The sequence below is a fragment of the Acinetobacter ursingii DSM 16037 = CIP 107286 genome, from assembly GCF_000368825.1.
Taxonomy (GTDB): domain Bacteria; phylum Pseudomonadota; class Gammaproteobacteria; order Pseudomonadales; family Moraxellaceae; genus Acinetobacter; species Acinetobacter ursingii.
This window is the reverse complement of record NZ_KB849717.1, coordinates 1,024,879-1,046,950: the sequence shown is the minus strand read 5'-3', so window position 1 is coordinate 1,046,950 and position 22,072 is coordinate 1,024,879. Positions and strand designations below refer to the sequence as shown.

The following is a 22,072-nucleotide window of genomic DNA, read 5'->3' as shown; positions in this document are numbered from 1 at the left end:
CTTGAGGGCGGCTTTTTTATTTGTTTTGTTTATGAAGTCAGCAAGATTGACAGGTTGTGGAAGCATTGTTATCTTGCGCGAAATTTTCATTACTGCGATTTGTATGTCTTCAGCACATTTCATTTATCAACCGCCGCTTGATCCTTTAGAGACGGTGTATGAAGATGCAGATTTGATTGTTATCGATAAACCTGCGGGTTTATTGTCAGTGATGGGGCGCTTACCCCAACATCAGGACAGCGCCTATTTACGTGTTTTAAAGCAGTATCCACATGCTAAAGTGACGCATCGTTTAGATATGGCAACTTCTGGTTTGTTGTTATTTGCCAAGCATCGCCAAGCTGAAATCGCAATGGGTAAAATCTTTCAGACGCGAAAAATTAAAAAACATTATGTGGCATTGGTACAGGGGAAAATTGCTGATTCAGGTTGTGTCGAGGTTCCTCTTATCACGGACTGGCCCAATCGCCCCAAGCAAAAAGTAGATTTTGAACAAGGCAAGCAAGCCAAAACGTTATATCAATTATTGGATGATCACCCTGAACATCCCTATAGTCGTGTTTTATTGGAACCAGTAACGGGACGGTCGCATCAACTGCGGGTGCATATGCAACATCTTGGGCATCCGATTATGGGAGATAAGTTATATCATCCTGATCCATTTGCATTTTCTTTAGCGAGAATGGCGTTACATGCGCATGCTTTAACATTTACCCAACCTTTTACTGGTGTTGACGTTCATCTTGAAACTGAGGTGCCATTTTGATCTTGAAGATTGAACAGTACTTTCAATTCAAACAAAAAAATGCGCATAAATTAACTCCAAACTGACATAAAACTGGGTTAAGCTATTTAAGTATCAAAATCATAACAACGGATAACGACAATGAGCCGTAACTACGAACTTTTTCCAGATGATGATAATGGCAATGTACTTTGGCAAATGATTGAAGATGGCAATGACCTGACTGAGCCACATGAGTTTGAATTTACAATCGTATTTAAAACTCAGGAACAGCTTGAAAAATGCGCCTTGCATTTACTGCATCAGGAACAAAAAGTTTCATTTTTTCAAGAAGATCAACACACAGATGGTTCAGACCTTTGGGTTTTAAATATTCATGTGACCATGATTCCTGAATATGAAGATATACAGGATTTGGAAGAATGGTTTAGCCGCATCGCGCAGGATTTTAATGGTGAGTACGATGGTTGGGGCTGTATGAGCTATTTATATGAATATGAAGATGACGAACACTTAGAAAGTTAAAACTGCCTAGCTGAACTGGATATATTCATTTTAAGTGATTGAGAAATGGATATATCCTGATAAAAAGAGTGACTTGTAGATAATTTTTAAAAAATAAATCCATACGAGTGTTAAGGTTTTTGATATTTGATTGAAATCCAGTCATAATAATGCTTTTAGGGTTTTTTATGTCTTTGCCAAATTGTCCTAAATGCCAATCAGAATATACCTATCAAGATGGCGATTTACTGATTTGTCCTGAATGTGCCAATGAATGGAAAGAATGGGAAGTGAGTCAGGCTGATGCCGAGCAACTGATTAAAGATGCGCATGGAACTGTTTTAACAGATGGCGATAGTGTGACTGTGATTAAAGATTTGAAAGTGAAAGGTTCGTCTTCTGTGATTAAAGTCGGCACTAAAGTTAAAACAATTCGTCTGGTGCCAGATGCCAGTGATGGACATAACATAGACTGTAAAATTGATGGGTTTGGTCAAATGAAACTCAAATCTGAATTTGTCAAAAAAGCATAATCACGATAAAAAGGGAGAAACCTCCCTTTTTTTGATTTTCAGATTTGACGTGAGGACAAGGAACTTAGAATGGCGTTTTCTGATCATTATCGGGTTGGCGCACATGCAGTGATTATCAATAGTGATGAAAAAGTTCTGTTGCTCAAAGCGACTTATGCAAACTTTTCTTGGGGACTACCAGGTGGCGGGATTGATCCAGAAGAAACCATATTGCAGGGCTTGCAACGTGAATGTGAAGAAGAGCTAGGGGTAATGGTTCAGGTTGAATATTTGTCAGGAATTTATCTACATACCGATATTAATGCTCACGTCAGTATTTTTCGTTGTCAGTTGCCTGATCACACCGAGATTCAGTTAAGCCATGAACATTCAGAATATACTTTTTTTGCATTAGATGAACTTAGTCCTATTCAAAGAGTACGTGTTCAGGACTGTCTAAATTTTACTGGAGAGGTGATATTTCGAAAGTTTTAATCAAGCTATGGCTTTTTATAAATTGGCATGATTAAGCTATAAAAAAGTATAAAAAATAAGCTGATTCCAAGTCTGAAATCATTTATATTGCATAAATAGGGTTTAAAAACAACGTTTAGAACAAAACACAACAAGAGGTGGATCATGGCTGGATGGTATGAGTTGAGCAAGGCAAAAGACGGTCAATATCGTTTTGTATTGAAGGCAGGCAATGGCGAAGTGATTTTAACCAGTGAGCTGTATAAGGCTAAAGCCTCTGCCGAAAATGGTATTGCTTCGGTACAAAATAATAGTCCTGATGAGGCTTGCTATGAAAAATTAACGGCAAAAAATGAAAAGCCGTATTTTAATCTGAAAGCTGCAAATCACCAGATTATTGGAACAAGCCAGTTTTATGCCTCAGAACAATCACGAGACAAAGGCATTGAGTCAGTTAAAACCAATGGTTCGAGTACGACCATCAAAGATTTGACTATAGCTGATTCATAAGCTATTTGGCATATCCAAAACTAAAACCACTCTTGCAGTGGTTTTTTTATTGATTACGCATACAAAGATCAGTATGCAACCAGATTATTTACCTGAATTGCACAAATTCAAGCTAGCGCAGACTCTGCTTTTTTGCCAAGCTGATTGAGTCATAACAACAATAAAAGGTCTGCAAGTGGAAATCGAAATTATTGGTCATCAACAAAGTGCTGTTGAGGTTTTAGCCTTAACTCAAATATGGGATCAGGCTTTAAATCAGTATGATCTGGATGAAATGACACAAGATTATGCTGAAAATGTGTGTGTCTTTGATGTTGCATTACAAATAGACGATAAGAATGCATATCGCAACTTATGGCAACATTGTTTTCCCTACTTTGGCGACAATATTCAGGTGCATCGACGAAAATTAACCATTTATGCCGCTGATCAAGTGGTGTTTTTGCATTGTTATTCTAAAGTATTGGGCGATGCTCAGACCTCGGCAGAAGATATACCATGGTGTCGTACTACTGTTGGATTTTACAAAGAATCAGGCAAATGGAAAGTGGTACATGAACATATGTCAATGCCTTTTGACTGTGAGAAACAACAACCGCTGTATATTTTTGCAGAACCGTAATATCGAAATCACATTTGTTGGCTTGCGTAAGCTGAATGAGCTAAACCTTCTGTGCCATTTGGCTTAGAATAATGGCTGATATCACAAAAAATAGAAAGAAATCTAAACCATGGGCTTATTGAAAACTTCAAAACATTTAGCACTGCGTCCTGTGGCTGCACGTGATCCCAAAGAAAATCATCGAGTCGCGACGCCTCTTGAGCTGTTATTTGATCTGATTTTTGTCGTTGCCATTGCTGAGGCGGGTCAGCAGTTACATCATGCGATCATTGAAAATCATCTAGGAAGCGCATTGCCATATTACTTTATGGTTTTTTTCGCTCTGTGGTGGGCATGGATGAATTTTACTTGGTTCGCTTCTGCTTATGACAATGATGATGTGTTTTATCGGCTGATGACCTTTGTACAGATTACAGGCTCATTAATCATGGCGGCAGGTATTCCTGATGTTTTTCATCATCAGGATTTTGATATTATTATTATTGGTTATGTCATTATGCGTTTGGCTTTGGTCAGTCAATGGTTTCGGGCAGCGAAGCATGATCCTGCGCATCGCACGGTGGCACTGCGTTATGCATTTGGCATTATCTTTGTGCAAATGGGATGGCTACTTTTTCATTTTTCGCCCATCAATTTTACCCTTGAGCTGTTTATATTGTTGCTGGTGCTTGAGTTAGCTGTGCCAATCTTCGCAGAATGGGGCAATCCAACCTCGTGGCATCCCCATCATATTGCAGAGCGTTATTCATTATTGACGATTATTGTATTGGGTGAATCTGTTGTGGCTTGCTATAAAGCTATTCAAGATGATTTAGCCACACATATTGTTCATACCGACATCATGTTGTTAATGGTTGGTGGTTTGATGATGATGTTCACCATGTGGTGGGCATATTTTGATCGAGATGCGCATCATTTACTCAAAAGTAGCAAACATGCATTTTTATGGGGTTATGGTCATTATTTTATTTTTATCAGTGTTGCGGCAGTGGGTGCAGCATTGGCCGCCGCGGTAGATGTGGCCTTAGGTCGTGCAGAAGTTAGCGCTCAATTTATGCAATATATCGTGGCTGCGACTTTACTCGGTTATACCACCAGTCTTTGGCTGTTAAATGAATTACCTTATTTATCAGGCGTTAGACGCTGGTTATATCCGATTACCGCGCTGATCATTTTTTGTATTCCTGCCATTTCCCCGCATATTGGTTTAGGGGTTTTTCTGATGGCGATCGTCTATGCCTTAAGATTGATTTTCTCAAAATGCTATCTGGCCGATCGTGAAACTAAACCTCAGCCACATTAAGATGGATTTAGATAGTTAGCCTTATCAAACACTTGAGAGATTATGGATGAGATTGTAATTTTCCCACAATCTCGTCTAGCGTTTTCAGCCGTTTGATCTCATTCCAGAGCGCTTTGGCTTCAGGATAAGCTTTGCTCATCATGCCAAGCCATTGCTTATAACGTCCGACCATGCCAATTTCAGTCTTAAATGCACCGTTGACAAAACGCAGTTGTAATTCGACTAAATCTTGCCAAGAAAGCAATGCTTCATCTCTATTTTGGCGAATACATAAGGTTAAATCTGGTGTTGTTACTGCACCACGTCCAATCATCAAATCCTGACAGGCTGATTGCTGCCGGCAAGCTTTGGCATCGGCATTATTCCAAATCTCACCATTGGCAATCACATTGATGTTTAAAGCATCTTGAATCGGCTGAATTTTTTCCCAATAAGCAGGTGGGGTATAACCATCAGCTTTGGTACGGGCATGAACGGTAAGCCAACTGGCACCTGCATCTTCAATCGCATGGGCATTGTCTAGCGTATGGTGTTCATCCAGATAACCCAGACGCATTTTGGCAGAAACAGGAATATGTGCAGGGACGGCATCCCGAACGGCTTTGACCAGTAGGTGCACCACATCGGGTTCATCTAATAAAATCGAACCACCCCGATGCCGATTCACGGTTTTGGCAGGACAGCCAAAATTTAGGTCGATCGCAGGTGCGCCTAGCTCTACGACTTTGGCTGCATTGGCCGCCAGCATTTCAGGATGATTTCCTAAAAATTGCACATGGACAGGTGTACCTGCGGCCGTTTTGCCATCGGTGAGCAGTTCAGGACAATAATTATAATAGACATGATCGGGTAAAATGCTTTCTGTGACGCGAATAAATTCAGTTACGCACCAGTCAAAACTGCCTGTATGCGTCAGCACATCTCGCATAATTGGATCGGTTAATCCTTCCATTGGTGCAAGAACTAGCTTCACGTCAACATTACCTGAAAATAAAAACAGCGTTTATACGGCATCTGTATAACGCTGTCTAGTCTGCGCTGCAAATTTAAAAATTAACGATGCAAAATCATTTCCAGTACAAATTTACTGCCAATAAATCCAATCGCTAACAGGATAAATCCGATTAAGGTAAAACGAATGGCCTTTTCTCCACGCCAGCCAAATTTGGCATGACCCAACAACAGCGCGCCGTAAATAAACCATGAAATGATACTAAACGCGGTTTTATGCGCCAGATGTTGTCCGAAAAAGTCATCAATGGTAAAGAAGCCAAACAATAACGCAACGGTAAGTAATACAAAGCCAGTTCGTAGTAAATCAAATAATAAGGATTCCATCGCCTGAAAAGAAGGCAATAAATTGACCCAGAAACGGCTTTTTTGTTTCTTTTTCAGTTCCTGATTTTGAAACCACATCAAAATAGAGTGAATGGTGGCCATCAGCAAAACTGCATAAGCCGATAAAGATAAAATAATATGTAAATCTAGCCCGAGCGAATGCTGCTCCATAAATTGATTGGGTTGGCTAAAGACAAATCCAAGAATCAAACCCATCGCTGCGACAGGAATCCCGATCAAATTAAGTGCAAGCGTGGGACGAAAAGTACTAAAAATCAGACTTAAGACCAACATCAAACCTGATGTAAACGACATCAGATTAAACACATCATAATTAATTCCCATTGGTGTGAGCATATCCTGAGACAGCACACCTGCATGCAAGATGAGACCTAAAGCCAATATCAAGCCTAGAAACCAATGATTTGGTTCACGTTTTGACATCAGACTCATAAACAAATACCAAAATGCGGTGGTATATGCGATGAGTGCCAAAATGGTGTAAACCAATGGAAGACTAATCATGTCAAACCTTTATTCGGGAGTTGGAGCTTCATTCGATCATTCAGTGTTAATTATAAATGAATATCATCAGACCCTAAAATTCATCTACATAAGATATAAATTCGCGGCGAACTACAGTATCCTATAGCATCTATGCATAAATTTTCTATTTTGAGAAAGATTTTTTTGCAACTGGCCATTTTTAGCGGATTTTGCAATGTTTGATACCTTAACAGAACGACTCACGCAGAGTTTAAGAAATGTTACTGGCTCAGGGCAGCTGACCGAAGACAATATTAAAGATACTTTACGCGAAGTGCGTATGGCGCTTCTTGAAGCTGATGTTGCGTTACCTGTAACTCGTGAATTTATCGCGAAAGTTAAGGAACAGGCATTGGGTCAGGAAGTCATGACTCAGCTTTCCCCAGGTCAGGCTTTTGTCAAAATCGTTTATGACGAATTGACCAAAATGATGGGTGAGGCCAATGAAAGCCTTGATCTATCTGCCAAACCTCCTGTGGTTGTACTTCTGGCAGGTTTGCAGGGTGCGGGTAAAACCACCACTGCGGCAAAACTGGCGCGATTCTTAAAAGAACGTCAAAAGAAAAAAGTCATGACTGTTTCTGCGGACGTCTATCGTCCAGCAGCAATTAAACAGTTACAAACGGTATCCGCTGAAGTCGGTGCTGATTTTATTCCATCCGATGCTTCAGAAAAGCCGATTGATATTGTCAATCGTGCAATTGAGCAGGCAAAGATTAAATTTGCTGATGTATTGATTGTCGATACCGCAGGTCGTTTACATGTCGATGAAGACATGATGGGCGAAATCAAAGAATTACATGCAGCGGTCAAGCCAACTGAAACCCTGTTCGTGGTCGATGCCATGACAGGTCAGGATGCGGCAAATACCGCCAAAGCCTTTAATGATGCTTTGCCTTTGACGGGCGTCATTCTGACCAAAACCGATGGTGATGCGCGTGGTGGTGCAGCACTTTCAGTTCGTGCGATTACGGGTAAGCCGATCAAGTTCTTGGGTATGGGTGAAAAGCTCGATGCACTTGAGCCATTCCATCCAGAACGTGTCGCGCAGCGTATTCTCGGCATGGGCGATGTGCTTTCACTAGTCGAAGAAGTCGAACGCAAAATCGACAAAGAAAAAGCCGAGAAAATGGCGAAAAAATTGCAAAAAGGCGGGTCTTTCAATTTGGAAGACATGTTAATGCAATTTGAGCAAATGAAAAAAATGGGCGGCATGATGGGCTTTCTGGATAAACTTCCAGGCATGAGTAATTCAGGTATTCAGCAGGCGATTGAGCAGGCTAATCCTGAAAAGCAAGTCAAGAAAATGGAAGCCATTATTCAGTCAATGACACCCAAAGAACGTAAGCATCCAGATATTATTAACCCAAGCCGTAAAAAACGTATTGCGGCAGGTTGTGGTATGGATGTTTCCGAGATTAATAAACTGCTGAAACAGCACAGCCAAATGGCCAAAATGATGAAGAAATTTGCCAATCCATCAGGCATGAGCAAAATGTTACGTTCATTAGGTGGTATGCAGAAACAATTTGGCGGCGGCGGTGGTATGGGACCATTGTTCGGCGGCAATGACGATAAAAAATAATGGATTCTTTCCATACCACTAAAGGCGCTTGATGCGCCTTTTTTTATCACAACAAAATCACTACTTTTTTCAGGTGATGTGTCCTTTAAACTGAATCAATTAAATAAAAAATATTGGGTATTGGGGAACAATAAAAATGAAAAATGTTTATATTATTCACGGTTATCGAGCCGTGCCTGAAGATCACTGGTTTATTTGGCTCGAACAACATATCCAGCAAGCAGGCGCTACAGCCGAACGGATTTTTTTAGCCGATTCGGCACATCCCGATCCAGAAGTTTGGCAGGAATGTTTAAATGCACAGTGTAGCGTACTTGATGAAAATACCATTATTGTGGCACATAGTTTAGGCTGTCTATCGAGTTTAAATTTTTTGAGTAAATCCCTTCAACATTCATCAATCGCAGCAGGCATCTTTGTCTCAGGCTTTACTGAAAAACTCAAAGCAATCCCTGAGCTCGATACTTTTATCGAGTCACAACGATTGGACGATAAATTACTACGCCAAAAGATTCTACGCCGTTATGTTTTTTTATCGAGTAATGATCCTTTTGTCCCGCCGCCGTTGAGCATTCGTTTGGGACAACGCCTGAATGCACAACTATTAGAAATCAAACAGGCAGGACATTTTATGCAGGAAGATGGTTATACAGCCTTTCCTCAACTTTGGGATGTATTACGTCCTTTGCTCAGCGAATCATAAGCGACATAACGTTGTAAGCCTTTGAGCAACAAGTCTTCCTCAACACGAGGCTGATATTTGTGCAAAAACTTGGCAAACAGAGGGGCATCACCGCCAGTCAGTACCAATTGTCTTGGTGATTGTTTTAAAATATGTTCAATAGCACTTAATAGCCCCAATAAAATACCATGATGTACTGCATCCACCGTATTTGTACCTGGTTCAAGATTATCAAATGCTGAGTCAGGGATTTTAATACCTTTGGTATTTTGAATGAGGGCGTCACGTTGCAAATATAAATTTGGCAGAATATAACCGCCCAAATGTTGCAAACCTTTATTCAAATCAATCGTTAAAGCGGTTCCACAACCAATAATACAAAAATGTTGATCGGGTTCTGCCAGTGCCAAAACCTGTAACCAGCGATCAATCCCCAGTTGTTCTGGATGATCATAACCACAGCGTAAGCCTGCGTATTCCTCATGCACCCGTGCAAAGATCACGGGAATACCCAATTGACTCAGAATGGTCTGAATACGCAGATTATTGACTTGATCTTGTACCGAAGATATTCCTACTTGCTGCAATTTTTGGGTTTTAAAATGTTGAATTAAACCGAGTAATAAATCGGCAGGGGACTGTAAATGTAATTCGGCAGCATGTTCAATGATCTGATCTGAATCCGTAATCCAGTATTTAAGGCGAGTATTTCCTACATCTAACCAAAGTTGTTTCATATTTGGTTATCCTGAACTGCAATGCGACGCATCCGACCCTGATAGAATGCCTGTTGTTGTCCATCCGTTGAAATAAGAACAGCGCCTTCCTGATTAATGCCCTCAAAATGACCTGTCACTTGTCCTTGATGATGTTCAAAATGAACCAATTCCTGCATAAATGCGGCATGATGATTGAACCGTTCTGCAAGATTGTAACAGCCATGCTCAAACCATTGCGCGGCTTGCTGAATGGCCAGATAAAGCTGTGCAATGACTTCCATACGATCAAGATCGTTTAGACCAAAATCAGTGAGTGAGCTGATGGGTTGTAATGGATCTTGTGATTCAGGGGTAAACAAATTGATACCCACTCCAACGATGGCCTGATGTGTTGATAATGGTTCAACTAAAATTCCGCCCCATTTGCCTTGTTGGCTATATAAATCATTCGGCCATTTGACTTGCAGATTTAGACCCTGTAGCTTTGGCATTTGCAAAATATTCAATGCAACTTCAAGCGCTAAACGACCGTCTAAAGGTGTCTGTGAGTTGATGAGTGTGCTGAGATAAATATTGCCTTTTGGGGAAATCCATACTCGTTGATGTTGCCCACGCCCTTGCGTCTGGGTTTCGCTACAGATCAAAATGGACGAAATATTTTTTTGAGCCAATTCACGGACATCGTCATTGGTCGATGTGGTCGTTTGTTTCAAAATAACAATGTCAGGCACTTGTCCAGCATCGCTTAAGCGTTGTCGTAGTTGACGAGTTTCTGCATCCATGTTCAGTTTTATAAAGTTGGAAAATCAGGTATGGAGTTAATCATATATTTAGCCATTGGTGCAATCGCTGGATTTGCTGCGGGCTTGTTTGGTGTGGGCGGTGGATTAATTATTGTCCCGATTCTTTATATTGTATTTACCCAGCTTCATTATGATCCCGCGGTCATTATGCATATGGCGCTAGGAACTTCTCTGGCGACCATTATTGTGACCTCAATCAGTTCGGTGATGGCTCATCATAAACGCGGTGCGGTGTTATGGCAGGTATTTCGCAATCTGGCACCGGGTCTGATGATTGGTTCTTTTTTAGGAGCGGGCATTGCCGATCTTTTGTCTGGACAAAATCTGCAAATCATCATTGGAATTTTTGCGATTTGGGTGGCGTATCGAATGTTTAAAGGTGCCCACGTGATCGTGGATGAAACACGACACTTGCCTTCAGCGCCGATGCAAATGCTTGCAGGTGGCGGCATTGGGATTGCCTCGGCGATTTTTGGGATTGGAGGTGGAAGTCTGACTGTACCTTACTTAAATCGTAATGGCGTGGTCATGCAAAAAGCAGTCGCCACCTCTGCTGCATGTGGTTTACCGATTGCGGTTGCGGGTGCAGTCGGCTTTATGTGGTTTGGTATAAAGCAGCATATTCATATTCCCAATGCCATTGGTTATATCCATATTTATGCATTTTTAGGCATTAGTATTATGAGTTTTATCACCGCAAAACTGGGTGCAAAAGTCGCGCATATGTTGTCACCTGCCATGCTGAAAAAATGTTTTGCTTGCTTACTCACCGTCGTTGGAACTTATTTTATTTATCAGGGATTCATTCAATAAAAGCACATAAGATCATCCATTCCAAGTCACTAAAATCCAGCTTTAAATGATGATTTTAAATGATGAATTTAGTGGCTGAGGAATTGATAAATCGCATGATATTTCCGATGATTTGAATATCGAATTGGCTCAAAATGCAATAAAATTGTTAGACAATGACATAGTCAGCAATCCCTAGAATCAGTTAAAACAATCACAATAAATGGCAGCGGAACGCCAACGTAAAAATCAGAAACAGGTGATTCATGAAACTTGAAGAGACAGAGAGCCTGTCGGAGCAAATTGCAAAACATATTAGCGATCAGATTATTACGGGTGAACTGGTTGAAGGTGAGCGCATTCAAGAGTTGCGTATCGCCAAAGAATTGGACGTGAGTCGAGGGTCTGTCCGTGAAGCGTTATTGCTACTGGAACGCACTCACTTGATTCATATCTATCCACGTCGTGGCGCGATTGTTTCTGAAATGTCTTCTCAACAAGTCAAAGCTTTGTTCGATACCAATGTGTTGGTGTTGGGTCATATTGTGCAACGCATTAGTGAAACGTGGCGTGTACATGAGGCTGAGCAACTGCAACAGCTTATGGAACATTTAGCTGAGCAGGTCAAGGCAGGCGACACTGAAAAATTTTATGATGGTATTTTTCAATATCTGGCGGTGCAGCATGATATGGTGGCAAATCCTTATTTGATGAAATTTTATAAGGAGTTATTGCCTTCATTACGCCGTAGCTACTTTTTGACGTTGAATACGTCACGTCGTGAATTACAAGAATCTTTAGCATTGTTTAAATTGGTCGCAGATGCAATTTTGATCCGAAAATCACATCAGGCAACGCTATTCATGGAAGATTTTTGTCGTCATTTACGAAATTTGGTACTGGATTCCCTGACTCGAATGAAACAAATTGAGTTGGCTTGGGCGCGTCGTTCTCGTCGTTAATGTGATTGAATCGGTTACACAAATAGAATGCCGATCTTAAATGATCTAAAAATTTGACGATATTTTAGCTTATCGTCCTATTTCTGGATAAAATTGTTCAACTTCAGCCTAAAAAAAATCCCTATTCAACCGCATTCATTTTAAAATAGCCTGTTATCGAGATTCGACTGTGTCCAAAACATTGAAATCAGATGATAGAAACTAGATGATTGAAATATCTTGGGCAAATAAAAAAAACTTTTGATCAGGACATTATGCGTTTAAGCAGTTTAAAACTTGCAGGCTTTAAGTCATTTGCGGACTCATCCACTTTACAATTTAAGGCCAACCGTACCGCAGTGGTTGGTCCGAATGGCTGTGGCAAATCCAATGTGATTGATGCGATTCGCTGGGTGATGGGCGAATCTAGCGCCCGTCAATTACGTGGCGGCAGCATGCAGGACGTGATTTTTACTGGAACTGCAAAACGTAAACCCGTCAGTGTGGCCAGTGTTGAGCTGCGTTTTGACAATACCTATGGTAAATTGGGCGGTGCTTATAATGCCTATCATGAACTGGCGGTACGACGTCAGGTCAATCGTGATGGAAAATCTGAATATTTCCTAAATGGAACACGCTGCCGACGTCGTGATATTACCGATATTTTTTTAGGAACAGGTTTAGGGCCACGCTCTTATGCCATTATTGAGCAGGGCATGATTAACCGTTTGGTCGATGCCAAACCTGAAGAAATGCGGGTGTTTATCGAGGAAGCCGCAGGAGTTTCACGTTATCAGGCACGTCGTCGTGAAACTTTACAGCACTTAGAGCATACCGAACAAAATCTGTCGCGTTTGGAAGATATTGCCTTAGAACTCAAATCACAACTCAAAACACTCAAACGCCAGTCTGAGGCAGCGGTTCTTTACAAACAGCTTGAACAGCAAATTAGAACTTTAAAAATCGAAATCTTGTCGTTTCAATCTGCACAGTCAAGTCAGCTCCAGCAAGAATATACGCTGCAAATGACCGCTTTGGGAGAAGAGTTTAAACTGGTTCGCTCTGAATTAAATACCATTGAACACGATCTTGAAGCCAGTAGTGCCTTATTTCAAAAGCTGATTCAACAATCGACTCCGCTCCAACATGAATGGCAACAGGCTGAGAAAAAACTGGCTGAATTGAAAATGACGCTGGAGCAGAAACAAAGTTTGTATCAACAAAATAGTACGACTTTAACTCAGCTAGAACAACAAAAATCTCAAACCAAAGAACGCCTACAACTGAACGAGCTACAGCTTGAAAACTTATTGACGCAATTGGATGAGCACACAGAACATTTAAATACTTTTGAGGCCAATAGCCAACACAGTGAAAATCATTATCAGGATTTAAAATCTCAACACCAACAGGCGCAAGAGCAGTTCAATCATATTCGGCAGCAAGTCGACAAGCAACAACAACAGAAAAACCAGATGTCGTTGCAACTTGAGCAACTGAGCAAAAGTATAGAACGCCTCACACAACAGAAGCACACACTGGACACTCAAAGCTTGCAAATCGCGGCGCAAGTACAGGATGATGAGTTGCAACATCTCGAACAACAATTGCTTGAGTTAACGCAACAAATGGTGATGCTTGAACAGCAGATTGAACAGGCCGAACAGCAATTACAGTTGCAGCAACAACAGCACAATCAACTCAAGAGTGAAATTCAACAACACAACAATCAAATACAAGTGTTGCAGGCGGAACAAAAAAATCTCAATCAATTGGTGGCAAAACAAAGTCCGAAACAATCGGATACTCTACGTTTGATGTCGGTGTTGCAGTTAACGGAAACAGGCAAAGCGCATGCCAGTCTGATTGAAAAATTACTCAGCCAATGGATGAACGCCCGTTATCTGGAACAGAATGCCACTTTTGAACCGCAACTTGCACGGCAAATTAAAGCCTCAGCGCTTTCTAAAAAATCATCCCAATTGACATTAATGCCATTTTCGAACTGGATTAAAACCCCGCAGTTATCGCTATGGCAAAATATCTGGTTGGCAGATGATTTGAATCAGGCTTTAGCGTTGCAGACGCAGCTTGAATCTGGACAGAGCATCGTGACGTTGGATGCTTATCATGTCGGGCAGGATTGGGTGATTGCACTGGATTATGATGAAGACAGCCAAAGCAGTGGGGTGTTGAGTCATCGGATTCGACTAGATGAAATTGTACAGCTTCTTGCAAGCTTGGAACCAGAACTTGAGCAACTTGAACTAAGAAATTCTGCGCAACAACAGCAACTCAATATACAGCTTGAGCAAATTCAACAATACAAACATCTGTCGAAACAACAGCAACAGCGACAGCAACAACTTGAACTCAGTATCACCAAATACCAAAGTGCGGCGCAGGCTTTTGTGTTGCAAAAGCAACAACTACATGAACAATTAAAACAACTGGAAGTTCAGCTTGAAGATGATGCTATGCAGCGTGATGATCTGGATATTGATTTACACGCCTTAAATTTAAAACTTGAAGCCAGTTTGCCAGCATATAAAACCCAACAATTTCAGCTCGAAACTTTAGCGGAACAATTGGATGATCAGCAGCAGCAACTGCAACAGCAGCAACAAGAGCGTGAAAATGCACGTCGTGGCGTTGCACAAACGCAACAGCAGATCGAACTACTTGAGAAAGATCTCAGTTTTTTAAAAACGCAATATCGCCAGATAATTGGACAAATAGAACAGGCAAAGAAATTTGTCGATCCGATTCAGTTAGAGTTGCCTATACTTGAGTCCGAGTTTTCTGAACAATTTCAACAAACCGAAAAGCTTAAAAAAAGTTGGACTGAATGGCAGATTGAACTGAATAGCCTACAGGAAAAACAGCAGCATTTGACCGAGCAGCGTCATCAAACCCAACAACGTGATGAACAACTGCGCGATCAACTGGAACAAAAACGTTTGAGTTGGCAAGCGGCGAAATCTGATCTGGAACATTTTCAGGAACAGCTTAAGGGTTTGGGTAGTGAACCTATTCTTGGCTTAAAACTTCATTTAACAGAACATCAACAAAGTCTGGAAAAAGCACAACGGCAATTTGAAAAATTGGGTGCAGTCAATCTTGCTGCATCTGAAGAATATCAAGAAGTATCGCAACGTTTTGAAGAGCTTAGCCACCAGATTCAAGACTTGGAAAATACGGTATCGCAGCTCAAAGATGCCATGAAAAGTATTGATCAGGAAACCAGAAAGTTATTTATGACGACTTTTGATCAGGTCAATACCGAGCTTCAGGAATTATTTCCTAAAGTATTTAGTGGGGGAGAAGCGAGTTTAAGTCTTGAAGATGACTGGCAATCAGGTGTAAAACTAATGGCACGCCCACCTGGAAAACGTAACAGTTCATTGGCGTTATTGTCAGGTGGTGAAAAAGCATTAACGGCGCTGGCTTTAGTGTTTGCAATTTTTCGGCTGAATCCCGCACCTTTTTGTGTCTTGGATGAAGTTGATGCGCCGTTAGACGATGCCAATGTGCAACGGTTTTGTAATTTGGTAAAAGAGCTTTCTGAACAGGTGCAATTCATTTACATTACACATAATAAACTTGCAATGACAATGGCGACCGATTTACTAGGGGTAACCATGCCTGAACCTGGTACCTCAAAACTGGTTACTGTTAATTTGGAACAAGCAAAAGAATATGGGTTAGTTACGGAGTCATAGTATGGAAGTTACCACTATTGTGGGCATAGTCGCCGCCATTATTATCATGATTGTCGGTTTAAGAATGGTTCTTAGAAAACCTGCTCCAACCGAACCCTCATTAGAAAGTGCATTACATATTGATCCTGAGAGTAATCAGCCGATCATTCCACGACATGTGCGTGATCAATTGCCTGCTGAAACACCTGTAGAAATAACAGCTCAAGAATCAGAGCGTAAAGAGCCAGCTTTGCAGGATATCCCAGAAACTCTCGAAGATCAGGCGGCGAAAACATTGACTTCGCCTGAACTGAGTGAGGATAAGCTGGATAAAGAAATGGCATCTGTTGACTTCAAGACGGAAGAGACCACCCTCAAGATTGAAAAACCGTTAGAACAGCAAGTGACTGTAGTCGATGTTGTTGAAGCCGTTCCTGCTCCTGATCAAGAGCTTGACCAAGCTAATATTGCTGTGCAAGCTGATGAGGCGCAAGTTCAACATGCCAAAAAAATCGATGAATTTCAGCTTAATCCAGAAATAGAAGCAGCAACGATTGCTGAGTTTGATGGCGAAAGTAACTTACTGGATGTGCATTTACACGAACAGCAGCTTTTCGATGATGAAAGTGCTCTGGCCACAGCGCAAGAAATTGTGGCACTGAATGTATATCCGAACCCTCGTCGTGCATTGTCAGGTGATAAGACCTTAAAAGTATTGCTCAAATACGGTTTGCGTTTTGGGGAAATGGCATGTTTCCATCGTTACGATAAAACAGATGAACCAAGTCCACTGATGTTTTCAGTATTACGCATGACTGATAATGGGCCTGCTGGGTTTGATCTTGAAACTTTATCAAGCGAACAGGTACAAGGGTTGGCATTTTTCCTTGCATTGCCACATCAGGATGCTTTAAAAGGCTTCGATATGATGACCAGTATTGCAGGATTAATCGCACGGGAAGTGGACGGCAAAGTCTTTGATGAAAATAATCTGGAATTTACCCCACAACTGAAAGAACATTGGCGTCATCATGTGATTGACTATCGTTCAACGCAGGAAACTGCTTAACGGTTCCAATTGAACCCCTTTTATAGTGCTTTTATTGCAACGCATAGTCGTTGCAACTCTGGGCGGATTTTCCGCCCTTTTATATGGTGAGTTTTTATGCTGAAGAATAGCGATGTCATTGCGCAAATGCGTCAATTAATTCAACTGATTGCAAAACATAATCATGCTTATTATGTGATGGATCAACCGAGTATTAGTGACAATGAATATGATCAGCTATTTCATCAGTTAAAAGCTTTAGAGCAGCAATATCCTGAGCTATTACAACCCGACACTCCCACCAATAAAGTCGGTGGTCAGGCATTGAGTAAATTTGAAACGGTGACCCATGCCGTACCGATGCTGTCTTTAGGCAATGTGTTTAATCAGGAAGAACTGTTTGCCTTTGCCCGTCGAATTGAGGAACGCTTACCCAATCAACAGGTTCAATACGATGTTGAGCTGAAACTGGATGGTCTGGCGATTTCCCTGTGGTATGAAAATGGCGTTTTGATCCGAGGGGTGACTCGGGGGGATGGTGAAACTGGCGAAGACATCAGCCAAAATGTTAAAACCATTCGTAATTTACCGAAGTTTCTAAGTCATAATCCTGTTGAAATCCCGCGCTTACTGGAAGTTCGCGGCGAAGTGCTCATGCCCAAACAGGGTTTTGAGCGCTTAAATGCCGCCAATGAAGCCAAAGGTGAAAAAACTTTTGCCAATCCACGTAATGCAGCAGCGGGAAGCTTAAGACAGCTTGACCCGAATATTGCAGCATCACGCCCCTTGGCTTTTTATGCCTATGGGATTGCGCAATGTGAGCCGCATCATGGATTGGCGAGCATGCATGAAAGTCTGCATTGGTTAACACAGTTGGGTTTTGAAATCGCTGAACGCCAATTTTTATGTTCATCGATTGAAGAAGTGCAGCAGCGTTATGAGCAAATTCAACAGGAACGCCCAAATTTAACCGTTGAAATTGATGGTATGGTCATCAAGGTCGATGATCTGAAACAACAACAGCAACTTGGGTTTTTAAGTCGTGAACCACGTTGGGCGACAGCTTATAAATTTCCTGCCGAAATTGCCCGTACGACAGTTGAAAATATTGATTGGCAAGTTGGTCGAACGGGAACATTGACCCCCGTGGCGCGTTTGCAGCCTGTGTTAGTGGGTGGTGTAACGGTATCCAATGTGACCTTGCATAATATTGGAGAAATTCATCGTCTGGATGTGCGTGTAGGTGATCAGGTCAGTGTGTATCGTAGTGGCGATGTGATTCCTAAAGTTGAACGAGTCTGGCCAGAGTTTCGTCCGAGCGATGCACAAATCGTTCAATTACCAGAAAACTGTCCAGTCTGTTCCTCTCCTGTGGTAATGCCAGAAGGTGAGGCTTTGGCACGTTGTTCTGGTGGATTATATTGTGCTGCACAACGGATTGAAGCGATTCGGCATTTTGTATCTCGTAAGGCGATGGATATTGAAGGCTTGGGCGACCGCTGGGTTGAGTCTTTATTGCATTTGAATCTCTTAAAAGATGTCGCAGATATTTATCATTTGCACGAACATCGCGAGACTTTACTCAGTATTGAAAAAATGGGAGAAAAGTCCGTTCAGAACTTGATGGATGCGATTGAAGCCAGTAAAAAAACCACGCTGGCGCGGTTTATCTACGCACTTGGAATTCGTGGTGTTGGGGAAACCACTGCGCGAATGCTGGCCAATACTTTTCAAACTTTTGATGCATTAAAAAATGCCGATATTGAAGCCTTGAAAAAAACACCAGATGTGGGTGAGATTACTGCCGAATGGATTTTTGATTTCTTTTTGGCTCCGCATAACATTGAAGTACTTGATCGTTTATTGGCTGCTGGTATTCATTGGGATGCACCGACTGCTCCAACGCGTCAGCCATTAAATGGTGAAAGTTGGGTAGTGACCGGCACATTGTCTAGTATGGGGCGTGATGAAGCGACACAGCGCTTACAAGCTCTGGGGGCGCGTGTCAGTGGCAGTGTTTCCAGTAAAACCAAATGTGTGGTTGCTGGCGAAAAAGCAGGGAGTAAGCTTGATAAAGCCGAAAAACTTGACATTCGTGTCATGAACGAACAGGAGTTTTTAGAGTTTTTGGCGCAATACAACAATTAATATGCTGTGACTCATTATGCCAGGATGCGTTCATCTGGATTAAGGTGAACGTTCAGGCTGGTGGGTATCTGTTGTCTTATTTATCTTGATGGTGATGTCGCGTGCTCTCTATTCACATTGGCATTATCCCCGTTTTTTAATCAGACCATCATCCAGCAATTGCTGAAAATGTTCACAAAGACTTTGCTGAATATCTAAATATTCGATACCAAGTTCTTCCTGACTGCGTTTTGAACTGAAATAAACAGGATAGCCAACATTACGCTGTACAAATTTACGAGATTGACCAAACAGCGGTGCGAATAAAGAGAAAACTGCTTTAGGAACCGTGAAGTGCGGGAATGGATAACGATAACCGAAACGCTGAGTCAATATTTTTCCCATTTCGAGAAAGCTTAAAGTTCCTCCTGAGATAATATAACGTCCATTTGCCGTTGAAGAAAATGCAGCTGCAACATGGGCATCTGCAACATTACGGACATCAACAATTCCCATCCAGATTTCAGGGGCACCAAATAAAAGTGTTCCATCACCAAACTTTTCCAATAGCTCAACACTGCCAGATTGTGTAGCAGGTGTAAGAGAAGGTCCCATGACCAAAGCGGGATTGATACAAACTAGCGACCAGCGATCCTGCTGCTCTGCCATTTCCCATGCTTTACGTTCTGCTGCGACTTTGGAATAAGAATAAGGTTGATGTGTCTCACTACTACTGTTATTCCAATGACTTTCATCAAATTCATGGTTGGCTGTGTCTTCAATTTCGATGGCATCTCCACAGATTGCGGCAATACTTGATGTCACCACAACACGTTTGACTGTTGTCGTTCGATTGGCTGTTTCAAGGACATTGATGGTACCGTTGACCGCAGGTTCAATAATATCTTTCACCGCATCTTTATAGTTGCTGATCACAAAAGGAGATGCAGTATGAATCACAATTTCACAAGCCTTCATGGCCTCGTCAAAAGCACGGGGGGTCAATAAATCGGCTTTAAAAAAATAAATTTGCCCGGATGATTTTTTTGCAATTTCGGTGAGATGCTGTAGTTTTTCTTTTTTAGACGGGTCACGCACAGTTGCATGTACGATATAACCTTGCATGAGTAAACGTTCAATAATCCAACCAGCTACATAGCCTGTAGCACCCGTCACTAAAATCGGTGTGTTCTTATTCATTTTGCGGCCTATTAGGGTTTTTGCTCTATTTTATTTAACGAAATTTTCAGAAATATACAATCAGGTGCAACATATATTTTCATGAAAACAGATGAAATAAGAAGCATTGTCTTTAGTTACAAAATAAAAAAACAAGAAACGAATGCAATTTTGAAGAAATTTTTCTCTTAAAACGGTGCAAACATTTATTTTTTCACAATAATTTTTCCAATTAAAACTGTAAATGCGTATGTTTCTCATTTTAATTTTATAAAAATCATAAACTTACATCATTTTTACTTTGCAATCATTTTTAAACTTGACCATAATATTCATATTCGAGAGGAGAATTACAAATGCGCGGCAATCCAGAAGTCATAGACTATTTAAATATGTTGATCGGTGGCGAACTGGCTGCCCGTGATCAATACCTGATCCATTCACGTATGTATGAGGATTGGGGTTTAAGCAAAATTTATGAACGTATCGATCATGAAATGCAAGAAGAAGCTGCACATGCGGATTCGATTATTCGCCGTGTATTATTCCTCGAAGGCAAGCCCAACATGAACCGTGATGATATTGTCACTGGTGAAGATGTTGTATCTTGCCTCAAAGCAGATTTGGCGCTTGAATATCATGTTCGTCAGAAATTGGCAGATGGCGTGAAATTGTGTGAGGAAAAAGGGGACTATGTCAGCCGTGATATGCTCCGTTCACAAATGTCAGATACTGAAGAAGATCATACTTACTGGTTAGAAAAACAGTTACGTTTGATTGAATTGATGGGCTTACAAAATTATATTCAATCACAGATGTAAGATTAAAAAACTCAGCTTCGGCTGAGTTTTTCATTTTGACATTATGGTTTTTGCTGTAAACGTTTTACATCTTTAAGCACTTCATCAGCATGCGTTTGAGTGTTGACGCTGGTGTAGTGATAGACCACAGTACCTTTCGGGTCAATTAAAAAACTTTCTCTTTTGGCGATTTTCATAATCCCCATATTTCGCACAATGCCAAATTTTTCGGCTAACTGATGATCACTATCTGCCAGAATGGGAAACGTGAGTCCTAATTTGTCTGAAAATTTCTTATGTGAGGCAACATCATCCAGACTTACGCCCATGACCACGGCATTCGATTGTGTAAATTGCGAAGAAAGCGCTTTAAAGCGATTGGCTTCCTGGGTACAACCAGGAGAGTCATCTTTGGGGTAAAAATACAAAACCAGCCACTTGCCTCGAAAATCTTTTAATTCGTGCCAGATTCCATTTTGATCCTGTAATCGAAACTCAGGTGCAGGCTGACCCACCCATTGTTTTTGATCTGTACTGGATTTTGAAAATACCTCATTGGCAGCATGTGTGAAATTGATCAGTCCTGTGGTTAAACAGAGACTGATTAAGCCTGTTCTCAATATTGTTATTGTGCGCGTCATTTTCATGTTTATTCAAAAGCCCATTGGAAAAGCCTAAATCCCAGTTTAACAAAATCAACTTTGAAATGTACTAAGAAATTTTTGCTTTTGTGATTCCGTCTATGCATATTAGATCAATCAAAATAAATAAAGTGAAAGAAGATCAATGGACGTTGGCGCAGCACTGATTAAATTAAAACCCAATACATGGTCAAAGGTTAAAACATGGCAACAACAGTTTGAGCAGCGCAAAGTTGAAGCGATTGAAACGCTTCAAGCCGAAGGTGTTACAGTTGAATCATGGTTTCATGTTCAGATCGAAGGGCAGGATTATTTAATTGCTTATATGCGAGCCGTCGATTTAGTTAAAGCGCAACAAATGGCTAAAACCAGTCCTTTTGAGATTGATCAAGTTCATCAACAATTTAAACGAGACTGTTGGGAAAAAGTGATTCCTGCAAATTTGTTACTTGATCTGGACAATAATGAGCAACCCCGCAATCAAATCACCGAATAAAAAT

The 22,072-nt window shown here is 41.1% G+C and carries 22 protein-coding genes; 16 read left to right on the top strand and 6 right to left on the bottom strand.

Translation table 11 applies throughout. The annotated features are described in order from the left end of the window. The first annotated feature begins 103 nt into the window (after positions 1-103). From F944_RS12430 to F944_RS12400, 7 genes are all read left to right on the top strand, one after another. On the top strand, positions 104-766 hold the full coding sequence (locus F944_RS12430) for a pseudouridine synthase (protein WP_035245760.1): 663 nt from the start codon (positions 104-106) through the stop codon (positions 764-766). 120 nt (positions 767-886) lie between these two features. Further along, the gene (locus F944_RS12425) at positions 887-1,270 is read left to right on the top strand and encodes a ribonuclease E inhibitor RraB (RefSeq protein WP_004991166.1); all 384 of its coding nucleotides are present in this window, start codon (positions 887-889) and stop codon (positions 1,268-1,270) included. A 167-nt stretch (positions 1,271-1,437) separates the two neighbouring features. Continuing rightward, positions 1,438-1,782, top strand: coding sequence for a zinc ribbon domain-containing protein YjdM (locus F944_RS12420; protein WP_004991158.1), 345 nt, complete (start codon positions 1,438-1,440; stop codon positions 1,780-1,782). Positions 1,783-1,851: 69 nt separating this feature from the next. Beyond that, positions 1,852-2,256 (top strand): NUDIX hydrolase, encoded by a 405-nt coding sequence (locus tag F944_RS12415; protein ID WP_004991155.1) that lies wholly within the window; start codon positions 1,852-1,854, stop codon positions 2,254-2,256. Between the two features lie 144 nt (positions 2,257-2,400). Then, positions 2,401-2,745 (top strand): YegP family protein, encoded by a 345-nt coding sequence (locus F944_RS12410; protein WP_004991154.1) that lies wholly within the window; start codon positions 2,401-2,403, stop codon positions 2,743-2,745. Positions 2,746-2,920: 175 nt separating this feature from the next. Then, positions 2,921-3,367, top strand: a complete 447-nt coding sequence (locus F944_RS12405; protein WP_004991152.1) for a YybH family protein — start codon at positions 2,921-2,923, stop codon at positions 3,365-3,367. A gap of 109 nt (positions 3,368-3,476) precedes the next feature. Beyond that, complete coding sequence (locus F944_RS12400; protein WP_004991149.1) at positions 3,477-4,670, top strand: low temperature requirement protein A; 1,194 nt, start codon at positions 3,477-3,479, stop codon at positions 4,668-4,670. A 40-nt stretch (positions 4,671-4,710) separates the two neighbouring features. On the opposite strand, the gene F944_RS12395 is transcribed toward F944_RS12400, so the two are convergent. Both F944_RS12395 and F944_RS12390 read right to left on the bottom strand, forming a co-directional pair. Continuing rightward, positions 4,711-5,643 (bottom strand): tRNA dihydrouridine synthase, encoded by a 933-nt coding sequence (locus F944_RS12395; RefSeq protein WP_004991148.1) that lies wholly within the window; start codon positions 5,641-5,643, stop codon positions 4,711-4,713. Positions 5,644-5,723: 80 nt separating this feature from the next. Next, positions 5,724-6,533, bottom strand: a complete 810-nt coding sequence (locus F944_RS12390; RefSeq protein ID WP_004991147.1) for a cytochrome C assembly family protein — start codon at positions 6,531-6,533, stop codon at positions 5,724-5,726. Positions 6,534-6,729: 196 nt separating this feature from the next. Between F944_RS12390 and ffh the strand changes: the two genes are divergently transcribed. Next, positions 6,730-8,139, top strand: a complete 1,410-nt coding sequence (ffh, locus tag F944_RS12385) for a signal recognition particle protein (protein ID WP_004991146.1) — start codon at positions 6,730-6,732, stop codon at positions 8,137-8,139. A gap of 136 nt (positions 8,140-8,275) precedes the next feature. Further along, a complete protein-coding gene (locus tag F944_RS12380) occupies positions 8,276-8,842 on the top strand; it encodes an RBBP9/YdeN family alpha/beta hydrolase (RefSeq protein ID WP_004991145.1) in 567 nt (188 codons plus the stop codon). Here F944_RS12380 and F944_RS12375 read toward each other — a convergent pair. Both F944_RS12375 and F944_RS12370 read right to left on the bottom strand, forming a co-directional pair. Further along, complete coding sequence (locus F944_RS12375; protein WP_004991144.1) at positions 8,800-9,558, bottom strand: pantothenate kinase; 759 nt, start codon at positions 9,556-9,558, stop codon at positions 8,800-8,802. The genes F944_RS12380 and F944_RS12375 overlap by 43 nt on opposite strands. Then, entirely contained in the window at positions 9,555-10,322 is a 768-nt protein-coding gene (locus tag F944_RS12370; protein WP_004991143.1) for a biotin--[acetyl-CoA-carboxylase] ligase, read from the bottom strand. The genes F944_RS12375 and F944_RS12370 overlap by 4 nt, the downstream gene beginning before the upstream one ends. A 30-nt stretch (positions 10,323-10,352) precedes the next feature. Between F944_RS12370 and F944_RS12365 the strand changes: the two genes are divergently transcribed. From F944_RS12365 to ligA, 5 genes are all read left to right on the top strand, one after another. Beyond that, positions 10,353-11,156 carry a sulfite exporter TauE/SafE family protein gene (locus F944_RS12365; RefSeq protein WP_004991140.1) on the top strand — a complete coding sequence of 268 codons (804 nt, stop codon included), beginning with the start codon at positions 10,353-10,355 and terminating at the stop codon, positions 11,154-11,156. 245 nt (positions 11,157-11,401) lie between these two features. Next, complete coding sequence (locus F944_RS12360) at positions 11,402-12,097, top strand: GntR family transcriptional regulator (RefSeq protein WP_004991137.1); 696 nt, start codon at positions 11,402-11,404, stop codon at positions 12,095-12,097. 254 nt (positions 12,098-12,351) lie between these two features. Next, complete coding sequence (smc, locus tag F944_RS12355) at positions 12,352-15,798, top strand: chromosome segregation protein SMC (RefSeq protein ID WP_004991136.1); 3,447 nt, start codon at positions 12,352-12,354, stop codon at positions 15,796-15,798. A 1-nt stretch (position 15,799) separates the two neighbouring features. Then, the gene (locus F944_RS12350; protein WP_004991132.1) at positions 15,800-16,846 is read left to right on the top strand and encodes a cell division protein ZipA C-terminal FtsZ-binding domain-containing protein; all 1,047 of its coding nucleotides are present in this window, start codon (positions 15,800-15,802) and stop codon (positions 16,844-16,846) included. Positions 16,847-16,942: 96 nt separating this feature from the next. After that, positions 16,943-18,973 carry an NAD-dependent DNA ligase LigA gene (gene ligA, locus F944_RS12345; protein WP_004991131.1) on the top strand — a complete coding sequence of 677 codons (2,031 nt, stop codon included), beginning with the start codon at positions 16,943-16,945 and terminating at the stop codon, positions 18,971-18,973. 123 nt (positions 18,974-19,096) lie between these two features. Here the strand turns inward: ligA and F944_RS12340 are convergent, their stop codons facing one another. Next, the gene (locus F944_RS12340; protein WP_004991128.1) at positions 19,097-20,152 is read right to left on the bottom strand and encodes an SDR family oxidoreductase; all 1,056 of its coding nucleotides are present in this window, start codon (positions 20,150-20,152) and stop codon (positions 19,097-19,099) included. Positions 20,153-20,487: 335 nt separating this feature from the next. On the opposite strand from F944_RS12340, the gene ftn reads away from it, so the two are divergent. After that, positions 20,488-20,952 (top strand): heteropolymeric bacterioferritin subunit Ftn, encoded by a 465-nt coding sequence (gene ftn / locus F944_RS12335; RefSeq protein ID WP_004991126.1) that lies wholly within the window; start codon positions 20,488-20,490, stop codon positions 20,950-20,952. A gap of 41 nt (positions 20,953-20,993) precedes the next feature. Here ftn and F944_RS12330 read toward each other — a convergent pair whose 3' ends face one another. After that, entirely contained in the window at positions 20,994-21,578 is a 585-nt protein-coding gene (locus tag F944_RS12330) for a peroxiredoxin (protein WP_004991124.1), read from the bottom strand. Positions 21,579-21,717: 139 nt separating this feature from the next. Here F944_RS12330 and F944_RS12325 point away from each other — a divergent pair, with 139 nt between their 5' ends. After that, positions 21,718-22,068 (top strand): DUF6176 family protein, encoded by a 351-nt coding sequence (locus tag F944_RS12325; RefSeq protein ID WP_004991123.1) that lies wholly within the window; start codon positions 21,718-21,720, stop codon positions 22,066-22,068. Positions 22,069-22,072: the final 4 nt, after the last annotated feature.

Bases quoted from the DNA above. Each gene is read 5' to 3' on its own strand.
- F944_RS12430 (WP_035245760.1), top strand. From the start codon at position 104: ATGTCTTCAGCACATTTCATTTATCAACCGCCGCTTGATCCTTTAGAG.
- F944_RS12425 (WP_004991166.1), top strand. From the start codon at position 887: ATGAGCCGTAACTACGAACTTTTTCCAGATGATGATAATGGCAATGTA.
- F944_RS12420 (WP_004991158.1), top strand. From the start codon at position 1,438: ATGTCTTTGCCAAATTGTCCTAAATGCCAATCAGAATATACCTATCAA.
- F944_RS12415 (WP_004991155.1), top strand. From the start codon at position 1,852: ATGGCGTTTTCTGATCATTATCGGGTTGGCGCACATGCAGTGATTATC.
- F944_RS12410 (WP_004991154.1), top strand. From the start codon at position 2,401: ATGGCTGGATGGTATGAGTTGAGCAAGGCAAAAGACGGTCAATATCGT.
- F944_RS12400 (WP_004991149.1), top strand. From the start codon at position 3,477: ATGGGCTTATTGAAAACTTCAAAACATTTAGCACTGCGTCCTGTGGCT.
- F944_RS12390 (WP_004991147.1), bottom strand. From the start codon at position 6,533: ATGATTAGTCTTCCATTGGTTTACACCATTTTGGCACTCATCGCATAT.
- ffh (WP_004991146.1), top strand. From the start codon at position 6,730: ATGTTTGATACCTTAACAGAACGACTCACGCAGAGTTTAAGAAATGTT.
- F944_RS12380 (WP_004991145.1), top strand. From the start codon at position 8,276: ATGAAAAATGTTTATATTATTCACGGTTATCGAGCCGTGCCTGAAGAT.
- F944_RS12375 (WP_004991144.1), bottom strand. From the start codon at position 9,558: ATGAAACAACTTTGGTTAGATGTAGGAAATACTCGCCTTAAATACTGG.
- F944_RS12370 (WP_004991143.1), bottom strand. From the start codon at position 10,322: ATGGATGCAGAAACTCGTCAACTACGACAACGCTTAAGCGATGCTGGA.
- F944_RS12365 (WP_004991140.1), top strand. From the start codon at position 10,353: ATGGAGTTAATCATATATTTAGCCATTGGTGCAATCGCTGGATTTGCT.
- F944_RS12360 (WP_004991137.1), top strand. From the start codon at position 11,402: ATGAAACTTGAAGAGACAGAGAGCCTGTCGGAGCAAATTGCAAAACAT.
- smc (WP_004991136.1), top strand. From the start codon at position 12,352: ATGCGTTTAAGCAGTTTAAAACTTGCAGGCTTTAAGTCATTTGCGGAC.
- F944_RS12350 (WP_004991132.1), top strand. From the start codon at position 15,800: ATGGAAGTTACCACTATTGTGGGCATAGTCGCCGCCATTATTATCATG.
- ligA (WP_004991131.1), top strand. From the start codon at position 16,943: ATGCTGAAGAATAGCGATGTCATTGCGCAAATGCGTCAATTAATTCAA.
- F944_RS12340 (WP_004991128.1), bottom strand. From the start codon at position 20,152: ATGAATAAGAACACACCGATTTTAGTGACGGGTGCTACAGGCTATGTA.
- ftn (WP_004991126.1), top strand. From the start codon at position 20,488: ATGCGCGGCAATCCAGAAGTCATAGACTATTTAAATATGTTGATCGGT.
- F944_RS12330 (WP_004991124.1), bottom strand. From the start codon at position 21,578: ATGAAAATGACGCGCACAATAACAATATTGAGAACAGGCTTAATCAGT.
- F944_RS12325 (WP_004991123.1), top strand. From the start codon at position 21,718: ATGGACGTTGGCGCAGCACTGATTAAATTAAAACCCAATACATGGTCA.